14 protein-coding genes are annotated in these 13,572 nt (G+C 61.3%); 13 read left to right on the forward strand and 1 reads right to left on the reverse strand.

The window, feature by feature from the left end; all coding sequences use genetic code 11:
- The first annotated feature begins 2 nt into the window (after positions 1-2).
- The 7 genes from JWR51_RS00440 to JWR51_RS00470 all read left to right on the forward strand — a co-directional run bounded on the left by JWR51_RS00440 (position 3) and on the right by JWR51_RS00470 (position 7,170).
- The gene (locus JWR51_RS00440) at positions 3-623 is read left to right on the forward strand and encodes a flavin reductase family protein (RefSeq protein WP_299742118.1); all 621 of its coding nucleotides are present in this window, start codon (positions 3-5) and stop codon (positions 621-623) included.
- Positions 624-898: 275 nt separating this feature from the next.
- Positions 899-2,392, forward strand: coding sequence for an aldehyde dehydrogenase family protein (locus tag JWR51_RS00445; protein ID WP_299742121.1), 1,494 nt, complete (start codon positions 899-901; stop codon positions 2,390-2,392).
- Between the two features lie 90 nt (positions 2,393-2,482).
- The gene (locus JWR51_RS00450) at positions 2,483-3,775 is read left to right on the forward strand and encodes an ABC transporter substrate-binding protein (protein WP_299742124.1); all 1,293 of its coding nucleotides are present in this window, start codon (positions 2,483-2,485) and stop codon (positions 3,773-3,775) included.
- A 46-nt stretch (positions 3,776-3,821) separates the two neighbouring features.
- The gene (locus JWR51_RS00455; RefSeq protein ID WP_299742127.1) at positions 3,822-4,559 is read left to right on the forward strand and encodes an ATP-binding cassette domain-containing protein; all 738 of its coding nucleotides are present in this window, start codon (positions 3,822-3,824) and stop codon (positions 4,557-4,559) included.
- Positions 4,559-5,263, forward strand: coding sequence for an ABC transporter ATP-binding protein (locus JWR51_RS00460; protein ID WP_299742130.1), 705 nt, complete (start codon positions 4,559-4,561; stop codon positions 5,261-5,263). The genes JWR51_RS00455 and JWR51_RS00460 overlap by 1 nt, the downstream gene beginning before the upstream one ends.
- Positions 5,260-6,132 (forward strand): branched-chain amino acid ABC transporter permease, encoded by an 873-nt coding sequence (locus tag JWR51_RS00465; RefSeq protein WP_299742133.1) that lies wholly within the window; start codon positions 5,260-5,262, stop codon positions 6,130-6,132. The genes JWR51_RS00460 and JWR51_RS00465 overlap by 4 nt, the downstream gene beginning before the upstream one ends.
- Positions 6,133-6,141: 9 nt before the next feature.
- Entirely contained in the window at positions 6,142-7,170 is a 1,029-nt protein-coding gene (locus tag JWR51_RS00470; RefSeq protein ID WP_299742134.1) for a branched-chain amino acid ABC transporter permease, read from the forward strand.
- A gap of 452 nt (positions 7,171-7,622) precedes the next feature.
- On the opposite strand, the gene JWR51_RS00475 is transcribed toward JWR51_RS00470, so the two are convergent.
- A complete protein-coding gene (locus JWR51_RS00475) occupies positions 7,623-8,522 on the reverse strand; it encodes a LysR family transcriptional regulator (RefSeq protein ID WP_299742564.1) in 900 nt (299 codons plus the stop codon).
- 351 nt (positions 8,523-8,873) lie between these two features.
- Between JWR51_RS00475 and JWR51_RS00480 the strand changes: the two genes are divergently transcribed.
- From JWR51_RS00480 to JWR51_RS00505, 6 genes are all read left to right on the forward strand, one after another.
- Positions 8,874-9,485, forward strand: a complete 612-nt coding sequence (locus tag JWR51_RS00480) for an NAD(P)H-dependent oxidoreductase (RefSeq protein ID WP_299742136.1) — start codon at positions 8,874-8,876, stop codon at positions 9,483-9,485.
- Positions 9,486-9,538: 53 nt separating this feature from the next.
- Complete coding sequence (locus JWR51_RS00485) at positions 9,539-10,258, forward strand: YceI family protein (RefSeq protein WP_299742138.1); 720 nt, start codon at positions 9,539-9,541, stop codon at positions 10,256-10,258.
- 4 nt (positions 10,259-10,262) lie between these two features.
- Positions 10,263-10,883 (forward strand): cytochrome b, encoded by a 621-nt coding sequence (locus JWR51_RS00490; protein ID WP_299742140.1) that lies wholly within the window; start codon positions 10,263-10,265, stop codon positions 10,881-10,883.
- The gene (locus JWR51_RS00495; protein WP_299742142.1) at positions 10,880-11,473 is read left to right on the forward strand and encodes a YceI family protein; all 594 of its coding nucleotides are present in this window, start codon (positions 10,880-10,882) and stop codon (positions 11,471-11,473) included. The genes JWR51_RS00490 and JWR51_RS00495 overlap by 4 nt, the downstream gene beginning before the upstream one ends.
- 308 nt (positions 11,474-11,781) lie before the next feature.
- Positions 11,782-12,222 carry a hypothetical protein gene (locus JWR51_RS00500; protein WP_299742144.1) on the forward strand — a complete coding sequence of 147 codons (441 nt, stop codon included), beginning with the start codon at positions 11,782-11,784 and terminating at the stop codon, positions 12,220-12,222.
- A 181-nt stretch (positions 12,223-12,403) separates the two neighbouring features.
- The gene (locus tag JWR51_RS00505) at positions 12,404-13,540 is read left to right on the forward strand and encodes an ROK family transcriptional regulator (RefSeq protein WP_299742146.1); all 1,137 of its coding nucleotides are present in this window, start codon (positions 12,404-12,406) and stop codon (positions 13,538-13,540) included.
- Positions 13,541-13,572: the final 32 nt, after the last annotated feature.

Here is a 13,572-nt window from a genome sequence, read left to right on the forward strand (position 1 = left end):
AGATGAACAACGACATCCATAGCTACAGGGTAGCAGAAGGTCATGGGTTACGTCATGACCCCATCCCCTCGATAGTGGGGCCGCGGCCCATTGGCTGGATATCGACGATTGATGAGGCGGGTACCCTAAATCTGGCCCCGTACAGCTTTTTCAACATCGTCAACTATCATCCCCCAATTGTCGCGTTCTCCAGCGTTGGCAGAAAAGACACGGTTCGGAACGCTGCTGCGAGCTTGGAGTTCGTATGCAACCTGGCGACCCGCGCCTTGGCGGAAAAGGTCAATCTTACAAGCCGGTCCGTCCTCCCTGATGCCGACGAGTTCGCACTGGCAGGGCTGACACCAGCGGCGTCCGTGGTCGTCAGGCCACCGCGCGTCGCCGAGAGTCCTGCAGCTCTTGAATGCCGTGTGGTGAAAATTGAACAGCTATGCGGCATCGACGGCATCCTGCTTGACACCTGGCTGGTCCTCGGCGAGGTCGTCGCCGTCACTATCGACAAAGCGTTCCTGAATAACGACCTCTACGACACGGGCGCAGCGCGTCCGATCCTTCGTGCCGGCGGACCCGCGGACTATTTCGAAGTCACGCCCCAAAGCCTCTTCCAGATGCGGCGGCCCGACTAGGTTCGGCGCGGCGGAAACGATACGCCGTTGCCGAGACGCGATCACCCAGTCTGATCCATCAATCCATGACATCTGCTTTTGAGGAGCGATTGCACCGATCGTCGCCTGCATGAGTTCTTTCGTGAGAAACTAGGATTTTCGAAAGAAATGTGTTGCGTGGAGCAAACTGAGCATCGTATAAACTGTTAACTGCTAGGGTGTGCCGCCTGCGAGCGAATGTCGGTCCTGCAAGCGACCACTCTGACTCAATCCAACGAAGAGCGAGGAACCTCTAAATGAATATTCAAGCTCCTGGCCATCCGAACCCTGGCCTCGACCGGTCATATGGGCCTTTCATCGGCGGCGAGTTTTTGGACGCTGGCGAGCGCACCTTTCCGGCCGTGAACCCTGCGACGGGCAGGCACCTTGCCGATATTGCCCGCTGCGGGCCGCGCGAGATTGACCTGGCCGTGAAGGCGGCACGAGGCGCCTTCAAGAGCTGGTCGACCACGGGCTATGAGCACCGGTCGACGCTGCTTCTCAAGCTCGCGGATGCGTTGGAGGCGGATCTGCCACGACTCGCGATGATCGACGCCCTCGACATCGGCCGTCGCGTATCCGAAACGGAAGTCGACTACCGCATCGCGATCGGCCAATACCGCTACTTTGCGGCGGCGATCCTCAACTTCGAAGACTTTGGAAAGCCAATCCCGAACGGCTATTCGATTGCGCGCCGCCAGGCCATCGGCGTCTGCGGTATCATCATTCCCTGGAATGCCCCGTCCATCATGGCGGCTCTCAAGCTCGCGCCGGCACTGGCTGCGGGTAATACAGTCGTTCTCAAGCCGGACGAAAACGCTTCGCTCTCGACGCTCGAGCTCTGCAAGCACATCGCGAACATCTTTCCGCCAGGCGTTGTCAACGTCGTTCCGGGCCTTGGCGAGGAGGCTGGTGGCGCTCTCACGGCCCATCCCGACGTTGCTAAACTGGCCTTCACCGGCAGTTCCGAGGTCGGTCGCATCATCTCCGCCGCCGCTGCTGCCCGTCTGGTTCCAGTGACGCTGGAACTCGGAGGCAAAAGCCCCAACATTGTCTTTCCGGACGTGCAGGATCTTGACGCCGTGGTCGACAATGCGGCTTTCGCCGGCACGTACTGCAACGGACAGTCCTGCCTCGCGGGCACCCGCCTTTTCGTGCACGACCATATCTACAACGCTTTTATGGACAAGCTCGTCGCTGGGCTCTCGTCGCTAAACATCGGTTCGCCGATCGACGCGACCACGAAACTGAGCTGTCTTGTCTCCAAGACGCAGGGCGAGCGCGTGCTCGACTACATCGATATCGGAGGGAAGGAAGGCGCCAATCTCGTCACCGGCGGCCACCGCCAAACCATAGCCGGCAACGAACACGGGTATTTCATTCAGCCGACGGTGTTTGAAGCCAATAACAGCATGCGCATCGCCCAGGAGGAGATTTTCGGTCCGGTGCTGTCGGTCATCCGCTGGAACGATTACGAGACGATGCTCGAGGAAGCTAACGGCGTCCGCTACGGATTGGCTTCGGGTATTTATACGGCGGATTTGGCCAAGGCTCTGAAGACGGCCGAGCGCTTGGAAGTCGGCGCAGTCTGGATCAACCAGTACTTCAACATCCTCAATGGGGCGCCCCTCGGCGGCTGGAAGGATAGTGGTTTCGGCAGTGAATACTGCCGGGAGACACTGAATCTGTACACGCACCTGAAGTCCGTCACGATGGCCTACGACCTGCCGCAGCAGTGGTACCTGAAATAACGCACGCGCGGGCCAGGCGCGTCTGCCGCCATCCGCACCAATGCGAGCTCAATCGCAGGCTGAGCCAGCCTGCACAAAAGGGGGAAAGCTATGTTGACACAAAAGTTCTCGCGTCGGTCGGTACTTCGTGCCGGTGCTGCAGCGGCGATCGCGGCTCCGGCCATTCTTCGCAGCGGCTCAGCCCAGGCGGCTGGCCGTCTCATTAAGATCGGCTTCGTCTCGCCCCGTTCGGGTGCGCTGGCGCAAATCAGCGAGGGCGACGGCTTCGTCCTGAACAAGGTGCTTGAGGCGCTTGGCGGCAAGATTGTCATCGGCGACACGACGCACGACGTCCAGATCATCGAGAAGGACACGCAGTCCGACGCCAACCGCGCCGCGGAGTTGGCGGCAGAGCTGATCTTGAGGGACGAAGTCGATATCATCCTTGCCGGCCTTACCCCCGATACGGTCAACCCGGTGAGCGATCAGGCAGAGGCCAATGGTGTGCCTTGCGTCACGACGGGAGCGCCTTGGGAATCCTGGTACTTTGGTCGTGGTGGCGAGCCCGGGAAGACAGATTTCAAGTGGACCAACCATTTCTTCTGGGGTTCTGCCGATCTTCAGGCGGTCTATCTCGAACTCTGGCAGTCCCAGTCGACCAACAAGGTGGTCGGAGCCCTCTGGCCCAACGACCCTGATGGCATCGCGTTTTCTGATCCTGCCTTTGGGTTCCCGCCAGTGCTGGCTGCGCAAGGCTTCTCTCTGATCGACGCCGGCCGGTTTCAAAATCTCAAGGACGATTTTTCGGCCGAAATTGCGAAATTCAAGAGCGCAGGCGTGGAGATCGTCACGGGCGTGATGCTGTCCCCCGACCTCGCGACCTTCCTCGTGCAATCCAAGCAGCAGGGGTTCCATCCCAAGATCGTGACGGTTGCCAAGGCCGCGCTCACGCCCACTACAGTGGAGTCTTTTCCGGACGGTTTGGGAGAGAATCTCTCCAGCGAAGTCTACTGGGGTCCGCAGTTCCCGTTCCACTCGTCGATTTCCGGTGAGTCCGCCGCCGACCTTGTTGCCGCCTATGAGGCCCAAACGGGTTCCCCATGGCAGCAGCCCATTGGCTTTAGCTACGCGCTGCTCGAAGTGGGCATCGACGCACTTCGCCGCGCCACCGCATTGACGCCGGAGGCTATCGGCGAAGCCGTGCGAAGCACCGACCTTGATACGATGCTGGGCCATGTAAAGTGGGGTGACTTGCAAGGCTTCCCAAATGTGGCTCGGACGCCCCTGGCCATCGGTCAGTGGCAGAGGGATGCGGAACGCCCGGCGGAACACCTTGTCGTGACCCACAATGGTCACTTCCCCTCCGTGGCTATCGACGGACAGTTCAAACCAAAGGTGTGGTAGTGGCGCCCTAGACAGGCGTCAGCGCAGCCAGCATGGGGGCAGCATCGTGTCACTTCTTTCATTGCGCGCGATTGGCCGTCGATACGGCGCGCTTCAGGTCGTCAACAATATTAGCTTTGACGTCGCTGCTGGTGAGGCCGTGGGCGTTCTTGGCCCCAACGGTGCGGGGAAGACGACACTAATGAAGCTCGTCGCTGGGACGGTATCCCTCTCAGCGGGGAGCATTCACTTCGACGGTCGGAAGATCGATGCGCTTCGCAGTGAAGATCGTTGCGGCATCGGCATAAGCCGTACCAGCCAGGTCCCGCAGCCATTCGTGGGCATGACGGTGTGGGAGAACGTTCTCACAGCGGCCTGCCATGGCGGCCACCACGATCTGGCGGCCGCTGAGGAGGTAGCCTACAGCTGCCTTCAGCGGACGGGGCTGCTGGATCGGCACGGGCAACTGGCCGATGCACTGCCGCTTATGGGCAGAAAGCGGCTGGAACTCGCTCGGGCCCTGGCCTGTGCCCCCAAGCTGTTGTTGTTGGATGAAATCGCCGGCGGGCTTTCCGACTTCGAGGTCAAGGACCTTGTGGCGCTGGTGCGTGACATCAACGAGAGCGGCGTGGCGGTCGTCTGGATCGAGCATATCGTACACGCGCTGCTTTCGGTGGTCTCACGCGTCGTTGCGATGGATTTGGGCAACCTGATTGCCGACGGGACGCCGGACGAGGTTATCAACGGCCCGGCGTTCAAGCAGGCATATTTCGGCGACAAGATCGCGACTGTGGGGATGGCGTAGTGGCAGTTCTGGAAGTCGAGGACATTCACGCCCACTATGGGCTCTTCCATGCGCTCAAGGGGGTCTCCCTCGAGGTTGCAAGTGGCGACGTGCTGGCAATCGTCGGCGCCAACGGCGCCGGCAAGTCCACTTTGCTGCGCGCGATTTGCGGGGCGTTGCCCGTCACCGGCGGCAAGGTCGCGATGAATGGGAGCAGCATACAAAACCAGCCGGCATACGAGCTGAATGCCTTGGGCATCGCTCTCGTGCCAGAGGGACGTCGCATATTTCCGAGCCTGTCTGTCGAAGACAATCTTGTGCTGGGCGGCTATCGCGGCCGCAAGGGCCATTGGACACTCCAGCGTGTCTATGAACTGTTTCCCGAACTGGTGAAGCGACGGCACAATGCCGGCCTGGATCTTTCAGGCGGCGAGCAACAGATGGTCGCGATCGGCCGCGCGCTGATGAGCAATCCGGAGCTGATCTTGATGGATGAGATATCGCTCGGTCTGGCGCCGATCGTTGTCGAGCAGATTTATCGCGCGATGGGGGACATCACCGCTCAGGGCGCGACAGTCCTTCTGGTCGAACAAGACCTCTCACGGGCATTCACCGTGGCGCAACATGTCTGCTTCCTGCTCGAGGGACGCGTGAGCCTGCGAGGAGTGCCTTCTGCACTCGGCGATCAGGAAATGATGACCGCTTACTTCGGTGCGTCAGTATGACAATCATCTACACGATCATTAACGGCATTCTGTTGGGCGGGCTCTATACGCTTTTTGGCACCGGGCTTGCCCTGACTTTCGGCATCATGCGCACGGTCAACCTCGCGCATGGCGACATGATCGTGTTCGGGTCCTTCATGTCGCTGTTGATCACGCGATTTCTCGGGCTGCCGCCGTTCATCTCGCTCGTCGTCCTGATTCCGGCAATGTTCCTGGTAGGCCAAGTCTTGCAGCATGCCCTGCTCAACAGAACTCTGCAGCAAGGTGTAATGCCGTCGGTGATCATGACCTTCGGGCTCTCCGTCATCCTGCAAAATGCCATGCTGCTTTCCTTTTCTGCCGACCGCGCCTCTCTGCCGATCGGATCGCTGGCGACCATGAGCCTGCCCCTGTCGGGGGATTTTGCCATCGGCGTTCTGCCGCTGATCAATCTGGCGACGGCGGTCCTGGTGCTCTATCTGCTGCATCTGTTTTTCCGATGCACGATGATGGGTCGGGCCTTCCGTGCGACATCGGACGACCCAACGACCGTCGAACTGATGGGTGTAAGCTCGCGCCAGATGTATGCCCTCGCCATGGGTATCGCGTTCGCGGTCATTGCGGTATCGGCCGTCTTCATGGGTGCGCGCACGAATTTCTCTCCCCTTGATGGGCCGGCCCGTCTCATCTTCGCATTCGAGGTGGTGATCATCGGCGGCATGGGGTCGCTGAAGGGCGTTCTCGCAGGGGGACTCATCCTGGGCATCGCCCAGGCATTGGGCGGCGCGGTAAATCCAGCCTGGTTCCAGCTCGCAGGGCATGTGGCCACGCTTCTGGTCCTTGCCGTTCGCCCGTCGGGCCTTTTCCCTGAAACCATCGACAGAACCTGAGATCAATCCATGACCTACCGACTGCGCTCACATTGGATCGGTCTGGTGCTGCTCGCAGTGAGTATCGCCTTCTTGGTTTCGGTTCCAGCTTGGGGCTCCGGCTATCTGAAGCGTACAATCGTCGAGTTCATCTATCTGCTTGCACTAGCGCAAGCTTGGAACCTCATGGCGGGATATGGCGGCATGCTGTCCATCGGACAGCAGGGTTGGTTGGGCATCGGTGCCTACGCGCTGGTCGTGTTGGCAGAGGATCTCGGCATCAACCCGTTCCTGGCCATTCCGCTGGCCGGCCTGGTCGTCGCCGCTTTGGCCTGGCCCTCGACCTTACTGCTGTTCCGCTTGCGAGGCGCCTATTTTGCCGTCGGGACCTGGGTTCTGGCAGAGGTACTCCGTTTGGCCGTCACCGCCAACATCGATTGGCTTGGGGGGGCGAAGGGCCGGTCGGTCCGCTCGCTCATGAACTACGACCGTTTCATGCGAGAGAACCTGACCTATATCGTTTGCTTGCTGCTGGCGGCCGGAGGCTTGGCGGCGATCTATTTTGCGCTCCGTTCAAAGACCGGCCTCGCGCTCACCGCGATCCGCGACTCCGAGCCAGGGGCGAGCGGCGTCGGCATCAAGGTCCTGCGAACCAAGCGTTTTGTCTACGTCGTTGCCAGCGGATTTACCGGGGCGCTCGGGGCGCTGATCTATGCGAACCTGCTGAGTGTGTCGCCGGACGCCGCGTTTTCGTTGAACTGGACTGCCTACGTCATATTCATCGTCGTCATCGGCGGGGTCGGCACGCTTGAGGGGCCAATCATCGGCACGGCCGTGTTTTTCTTGTTGCGACAGTTTCTCTTCGGCTTCCAGGAATGGTCGCTCATTATTTTCGGCGGTATCGCGGTGACGGTTATGATCGTCGCGCCGCAGGGACTCTGGGGGCTCGTGAAGCAACGTTTCGACTTCGAGTTGCTCCCCGTCCGGCGCCGCCTACCGGCGCGCCTGATCACCGAACCAAGCGCCGTCCGAGCCGCAGACCGTCTGGATCCTGCGTAGAGTCGAGCAAGGTCTCCAAGGTGTCTGTCGCCAGGGCACTTGGCTCGCGCTGATTCTCCACGAACGTCGCAACGTTCGTCCTTTGCTCTCACTTTCGATGCGACCGACAGCTCCCCGGGCCGTCAGTTCGACGTTCTGCATTTTGGCCTTGGCGTGCTGGGCGCCGCGGTGCCATCGCATCGGCCGGATCACCTGGCTGGCGATCCTGATGTTGCTTCAGCAACCCAACCCCCTCGGGTATGAGATCTCGAACATCGCAGGGTCGCAAAGGCCTTAGCCAAGAGGGCTGATGGGTAATTGGGGCGACCTTGCCACCCGGTGGACACTCCACTCCGAGCGCCAGGTCCAGGACACCCCACTTTCACAATCGTTTCCGCCTCAGCTCACCACCGAGTTGCGCGGGAAAAGCTCACTGCATAGCAGGCGTCTGCCATCGTCCGACCCGCAGCCACCTACCTGGCCGGACATTGCTTCAGTCGTTCGATGAACCAGCGGCCAGCAGGGCCCGGCGGCGCGGATGTCGGATAGACCGCGGACATGGGCAGAATGAGGCCACCTGCCGGAACGTCCTCGATCGACAACTCCACCAGCCGTCCTTCGCCGATATCGCCTTGGACAGAATGGAGCGGCATGCCGCCCCAACCCAATCCGTTGAGAAGAAAGGCATGCTTGGCAAAGAGGTCGGCGAGGCGCCAGGTCGAGGGAGACATCACTCCGATCTCGCGGCCCGCTGACAAATTGGACCTATCGGTCAGTACGAGTTGCACATGCTTGGCCAGTTCCGATTTCGGGATACTTCCCTTGAACGACGCCAGCGGATGGTCCCGCGCTGCAACCATAATGAGGGCAATACTGGGCAGCCGCTCCGCCGTGAACGACGCCGGCATGATCGGCAGTGGCCCGACCACACCGAGGCTGGCAGTTCCCGCAAGAACGGGCTGGTAGACGCTACCCAATGCCTCGACGAATAGCTGGAGCGGCGTTCTGGGAAAATGCTCCTGAAACTCCTTGGCCGCCGCAGTGACGGCCTCGATCGGGACGAAGACGTCCACGACGACGGACAGTTGGGCCTCAAGGCCAGAGGCCATACCCTTCGCTCGCGCTTTCATGAAATCGACGCCGTCGACGATGCCCCGCGCGTCGGCGATCAGAACGACTCCCGCCGGCGTTAGCTTCGGATAGCGTCCTGAACGGTCGAACAGTTGCACCCCGATCTGGGCCTCGAGTCCGCTCACCAAATCGCTCACGACCGATTGCGCGCGGCCCAGCTTGCGAGCGGCAGCCGAGAAGCTGCCCTCATCAACGGAGGCGATGAAGGTCCTGAGCTGATCGAGAGAGACGCCGTCCAGCATCACACGTCCTAATCCATCGACCATTCCGATGGTAAGGATCGAGATATAGCGGAAATGCCGCTTCATACCAAGCGTGTGAGGAGTTTGATCCCTGGGATACTGAGCGCCATCCCCTACCCGCCGGATTGGACCGGCAGTCGCTGCGGGCGCCATTGTGGGCAGTCGCCATGGCCCCCGTGGCTGTTGGTCCGCCTGATGATCCATCTGTGCTGGCGATGGATACCGTCGAAATATCACGGATATTCAGGGGGTAATGGGCGTGAGATAGAAAGAGCCATGTTTCTCTCACTCAAAAACTTTCTGTCCCACAAAGCATCCACGCCGTCCAAGCGTGAACCGGAGGCCGTTCCCATGACGATCCTGCACATCGATTCCAGTATTCTCGGCGGTTATTCCGTCAGCCGATCGCTTTCCGCGGACATCGTCGCGCGGCAACAGACGTTGCATCCGGGGTCCAAAATTATCTATCGCGACCTGGTGGTCGATGACGCCCTGCATCTGTCTGATCGGCATATGGCGGTCTTCCAGGGCGGCGCGGTGACCGATCCGGCGCTCGGCGCAGATCTCGCCGCCGGTGGCGCCTATATTGACGAACTTTTCGCCGCCGACACCATCGTCATCGGTGCGCCAATGTACAATTTCTCGGTCCCGTCGCAGCTTAAGGCCTGGATCGATCGGGTCTGCGTTGCGGGCCGGACCTTCCAATACGGCGCGAACGGTGCCGAGGGGCTGTTGCCGAAGGGCAAGAAGGTCTTCATCGCTTCAACGCGAGGGGGCGTCTACACCGGCGACAGCCCGACCGCCCTCCTCGAACACCACGAGACCTACCTCAAGGGCGTGCTCGGCTTCATTGGCCTGACTGATGTGACCATCGTACGGGCCGAAGGTCTCAATCTCGGCGACGAGTCCAAGGCTGCCGCAATTGCCAAGGCGAAGGCCGAGATCGCATTGCTCGCCGCTTGAGCTGGGGCGCCAGCCTGCAATAGGCCGGCGAGTCGAAACTGTGGGAGCCGCAAATGTGGCCCCCACCGCGAAAAACTGCACGCCTTGAGCATCGCTCGGCCCCTCTGATCGAGCCGACCGCATCAACCCAACTGATGGAGTTATCCGTGACGACACGTTTTCTTGCCGCCGGCGCCATGACCGCGCTGCTCGCCCTCTCCGCCTTGGCCCCGCAAGCCATGGCGCAAGAAATCGCCACGAAAGATCCGAACGCGGTCAGGGCCGGCGACTATAAGGTGGAGCCCTACCACACGCAGATCGGCTTCTCGATTTCGCACCTGGGCTTCACGGACCTGTCGGGCTTCTTTTCAGGGGTCTCCGGGACTCTTACCCTCGACCCGGAAAAAATCGGAATTGCCAAGCTGGATGTCTCGTTTCCCGTTCAGTCGCTCCTGACCACGGTGTCGGTCCTCGACGATCAGCTTAAGAGCGACCAGTGGTTCGACACCGCCAAGTTCCCGACGGCGACCTTCGTTTCGACCACTGTCACCATGACCGGCAGCAACACAGCGACCATCGTCGGCAACCTCGAGCTACACGGCGTCACCAAGCCGGTTACGTTGAACGCGCGGCTTATCGGCTCCGGCGACGACCCGTGGCTCAAGCTATACACCGTCGGCTTCGAGGCGACCGGCGAGATCAAGCGCAGCGATTTCAACATTACGCAATTCCTGCCGGCCGTGGGCGACGAGGTCACGTTGACCATCGCAGGCTCCTTCGTTCTCGGGTCCTAAGATCATGCCGATCGATCGTTCTTCGGTCCGCTACACCATGGTTGCCATCATCCTGCACTGGGTGATGGCATTGGGTATCGGTCTGCTCGCGGTCATGGGGTGGGTGATGGTGCATGCGAAGCTGGACCCGCCGCAGCTGTTTCAGCTCTATCAGCTCCACAAGTCGATAGGCATCACCTTGCTGCTGGCTGCTGTGTTTCGGCTCGTCTGGCGGCTGACGCACCGCCCACCGCCCCTGCCGGAGACGATGCCTCCGCTTGAGCGGGCCGCAGCGAAAGGCGGCCATCTGCTGCTCTACCTGTTTCTGTTTGGCTTACCGCTCACTGGCTGGGCGCTGGTATCGAGTTCGGTATTCAACATCCCGACCGTGCTTTATGGCGTTATTAGCTGGCCGGACCTGCCATTTCTGTCAACGCTCGCCGACAAGGCGCCAGTCGAGGCGGTCCTGAAGCTGATGCACGCCTACGGCGCCTATGCGCTGATCGCTCTTGTCGGTCTCCATGCAGCGGCGGCGCTGCGCCACCATTTTATCGTCAAGGACGATGTGCTGCTCGGGATGCTTCCGTCGCTAGTTGCTCGCCGTAGGTCGGCGCCCGAGTCCACCCAATTGGAGGAATCGAAATGACGAAGGCGTTACGCAATTGGTCGCTCGCGCCGATCCTCGCGGCCTTCCTGATCGGCCCCTCTGCCTCGTCCGTCTCAGCGGCCGACGTCGCTGGTTGGACGCTCGATCCGGCGAAGAGTCAGCTCGGCTTCTCCGGCACGCAGATCGGCACGAAATTCGCGGGAAAATTCAACCGTTATGACACGGAGATCATGTTCGATCCCGACCACCTTGACGCTTCACATATTGCCGTCACCGTTGATCTCGGGAGCGTCGTCACAGAGGACACCCAGCGCGATACGGCGCTGCCCGGCAAGGATTGGTTCGATATCGCCGAATTTCCGCAGGCGACGTTCGAGACGACCGCCATCCGCAAGACGGGCACGAGCGACTATGAGGCGGTCGGCACCCTGGCACTCAGGGGCGTGACGAAGCCGCTGACCCTGCCTTTCACGCTTCAGATCGACGGCCCAACAGCCCATGTCACCGGCCAGGTCACACTAGTGCGGACCGATTTCGGTGTCGGCCAGGGGCCTTGGGCGAGCGACCAGTGGGTGGCGTTCGAAGTCGATGTCAACCTCGACATCCTCGCCACACGGGACGACGACTGACCGTGCTCCGGCACAAATCCTCCTGCCCTTGATTGCCGCGTCAGTCTCGGCAATGCTGTTCACAACGGTCGGGCAGGGCTTTGGCCTTGCCACGCGCCGGGCAGCACCGTTCGTGGACCCATGCGGCTATCCGGGACCTGCAGTGTTGAGGAGATGCCCTATGCCTCTCTCTCCCGACTGCCATACCTGGATCACGCCTGCAGGCTCCGTCGTATCTAGCCTGTTTAGGCTATGCTCGGCCTCGGCGCCACGGTCCAGGCTTATTCGCGTCACCACGATCTGGAAGACATCTGGGAGGCCGAGCCACCATGCTCCATTCGTGTCTGGCGCGAGGTTGTCTCCTCGGATTGGCCCTGGGTTGTTCGCTCGCTTCCGTTGCCGTGCGGGCCGACGAAGTCTCCGGCGAATGGTCGGGATATTACACCTGCGCCCAGGGCCAGACCGCGTTCACGCTGACGGTGGACGCCACGGGGTACGGGACTATCGAGTTCGGGCCCCATCAGGACAATCCCAATATTCCGTCCGGTGCCTACCAGGTCACGGTCGGCATCGAAGCCGCGAATGTCCGCCTGGATGCAGGAGAGTGGATCACCCGACCGTCCGGATACGCGACCGTGGGCACGGACGGCGTGCTGTCCGACGACAAGCAGGCGATCACCGGACGCGTGGACAATGCCTCGTGCAGCACTTTTGAGCTCAGCCGCCAGGAGGACGGCAAGGATGAAAAGACCGTGACGGGCAGCGCGTGATACCCGGACGAAAACGGCGAAAGAGGCGAAGTGCGCATCATTCTCTCGGTCATGTGACAGTCGCTTGACAAGAGGCCTTGGATGGTCTTCCTTACTGTAAGGAAAGTTACCAGACGGTCAGGTGGCGATGCAAATTCTTGCCGGTAGTCCCAGGTTGCTCCGCAACCTCAACGAGAAAGCGGTGCTCCAGCGCCTCCTCTCGGAGGGCGCGCTGACCCGCATGGAGCTGGAGGCCTTCACGGGCCTGTCCAAGCCCACGATGTCCGACCTGCTGCGCCGTCTCGAGGCCGTCAACCTCATCCGCCGCGATGGCGAAAAGGCCGGCACTTATGGCCCCAAGGCGGGCCTGTGGACGCTGCATCAGGAAGCCTCCTATGTCGCCGGCATAGACGTCGGCACTCATGGCATCGACGCGGCGATCTCCGATATCGCCGGCAACGTTATCGGCAGCTTCCAGCACGCGGGCAGCCCCGGCGAGCGTTACGACGCGCACGAACGCCTCACCACGGTGCTCGACCGGGTGACGCGGGAAGCCGGCATCGCCATCAAGGACATTGACCAGTTGGTGGTCGGCCTGCCGGGCATTGTCGATATCAGCGCCGGCAATCTGCGGCGAGGTCAGCAGCTTCCCAATTGGGAGGGTTATCATATCCCCGAAGCGCTGCAGGGGGTGTTGGGCCACCGCCATGTGATCATCGAAAATGACGTGAACCTCGTCGCCATCGAGGAGATGGCCTACGGCGCGGCGGTCTCGGTGCAGTCTTTCATCCTGCTCTGGATCAGCGACGGCGTCGGCGCCGGTGCGGTGATCGGCGGGCGCCTGATCCACGGCTCGACCGGTACGGCGGGCGAGCTAGGTGGCGCCATGGTGCCAGATCGTTTCGCCAAACCGGGTGAGACGGTCCAGATGGCGCTGGTCGAAGACCTGCTCAATATCGGGGCGATCGAAGCGCTGGTGAACCGGCACGGCCTCAAGGGCGAGGATGGCATCGATGCCATCCGGCGCGCTGCACTGGGTGACCGGCACGGAGCGTTCTTCGCCGAACTGGGCTATCGCGTGGCGGCGGCGCTGACTGGTGCCATTGGCATCCTCGACCCGGAAATGGTCGTCCTGGGCGGCGGTGTCGGCCGCGCCGGCGGCAAACCACTTTGCGACAGCGTAACCGATGTGCTGCGCCGCCTCCCCATCGCCATTCCACAGATTGTCCCGACCGCCGTCAGCAGCAATGCCGTGCGGGCGGGAGCCGTAGAACTCGCGCTCGAGCATGCTCGGGAACGTGTGTTCACGGGAGGCAGCGCTGCACGCGGCCTCCCGTGAGGAGATTGGACCACCCCTGATGATGAAGCAGC

Source organism: Devosia sp. (assembly GCF_028290625.1).
GTDB lineage: Bacteria > Pseudomonadota > Alphaproteobacteria > Rhizobiales > Devosiaceae > Devosia.

What these genes read in the sequence shown, in the direction of transcription:
- JWR51_RS00485 (WP_299742138.1), top strand. Translation starts at nt 9,539, where the DNA reads ATGTGGCCCCCACCGCGAAAAACTGCACGCCTTGAGCATCGCTCGGCC.
- JWR51_RS00500 (WP_299742144.1), top strand. Translation starts at nt 11,782, where the DNA reads ATGCTCCATTCGTGTCTGGCGCGAGGTTGTCTCCTCGGATTGGCCCTG.
- JWR51_RS00480 (WP_299742136.1), top strand. Translation starts at nt 8,874, where the DNA reads ATGACGATCCTGCACATCGATTCCAGTATTCTCGGCGGTTATTCCGTC.
- JWR51_RS00470 (WP_299742134.1), top strand. Translation starts at nt 6,142, where the DNA reads ATGACCTACCGACTGCGCTCACATTGGATCGGTCTGGTGCTGCTCGCA.
- JWR51_RS00450 (WP_299742124.1), top strand. Translation starts at nt 2,483, where the DNA reads ATGTTGACACAAAAGTTCTCGCGTCGGTCGGTACTTCGTGCCGGTGCT.
- JWR51_RS00475 (WP_299742564.1), bottom strand. Translation starts at nt 8,522, where the DNA reads ATGCTGGACGGCGTCTCTCTCGATCAGCTCAGGACCTTCATCGCCTCC.
- JWR51_RS00490 (WP_299742140.1), top strand. Translation starts at nt 10,263, where the DNA reads ATGCCGATCGATCGTTCTTCGGTCCGCTACACCATGGTTGCCATCATC.
- JWR51_RS00440 (WP_299742118.1), top strand. Translation starts at nt 3, where the DNA reads ATGAACAACGACATCCATAGCTACAGGGTAGCAGAAGGTCATGGGTTA.
- JWR51_RS00495 (WP_299742142.1), top strand. Translation starts at nt 10,880, where the DNA reads ATGACGAAGGCGTTACGCAATTGGTCGCTCGCGCCGATCCTCGCGGCC.
- JWR51_RS00465 (WP_299742133.1), top strand. Translation starts at nt 5,260, where the DNA reads ATGACAATCATCTACACGATCATTAACGGCATTCTGTTGGGCGGGCTC.
- JWR51_RS00445 (WP_299742121.1), top strand. Translation starts at nt 899, where the DNA reads ATGAATATTCAAGCTCCTGGCCATCCGAACCCTGGCCTCGACCGGTCA.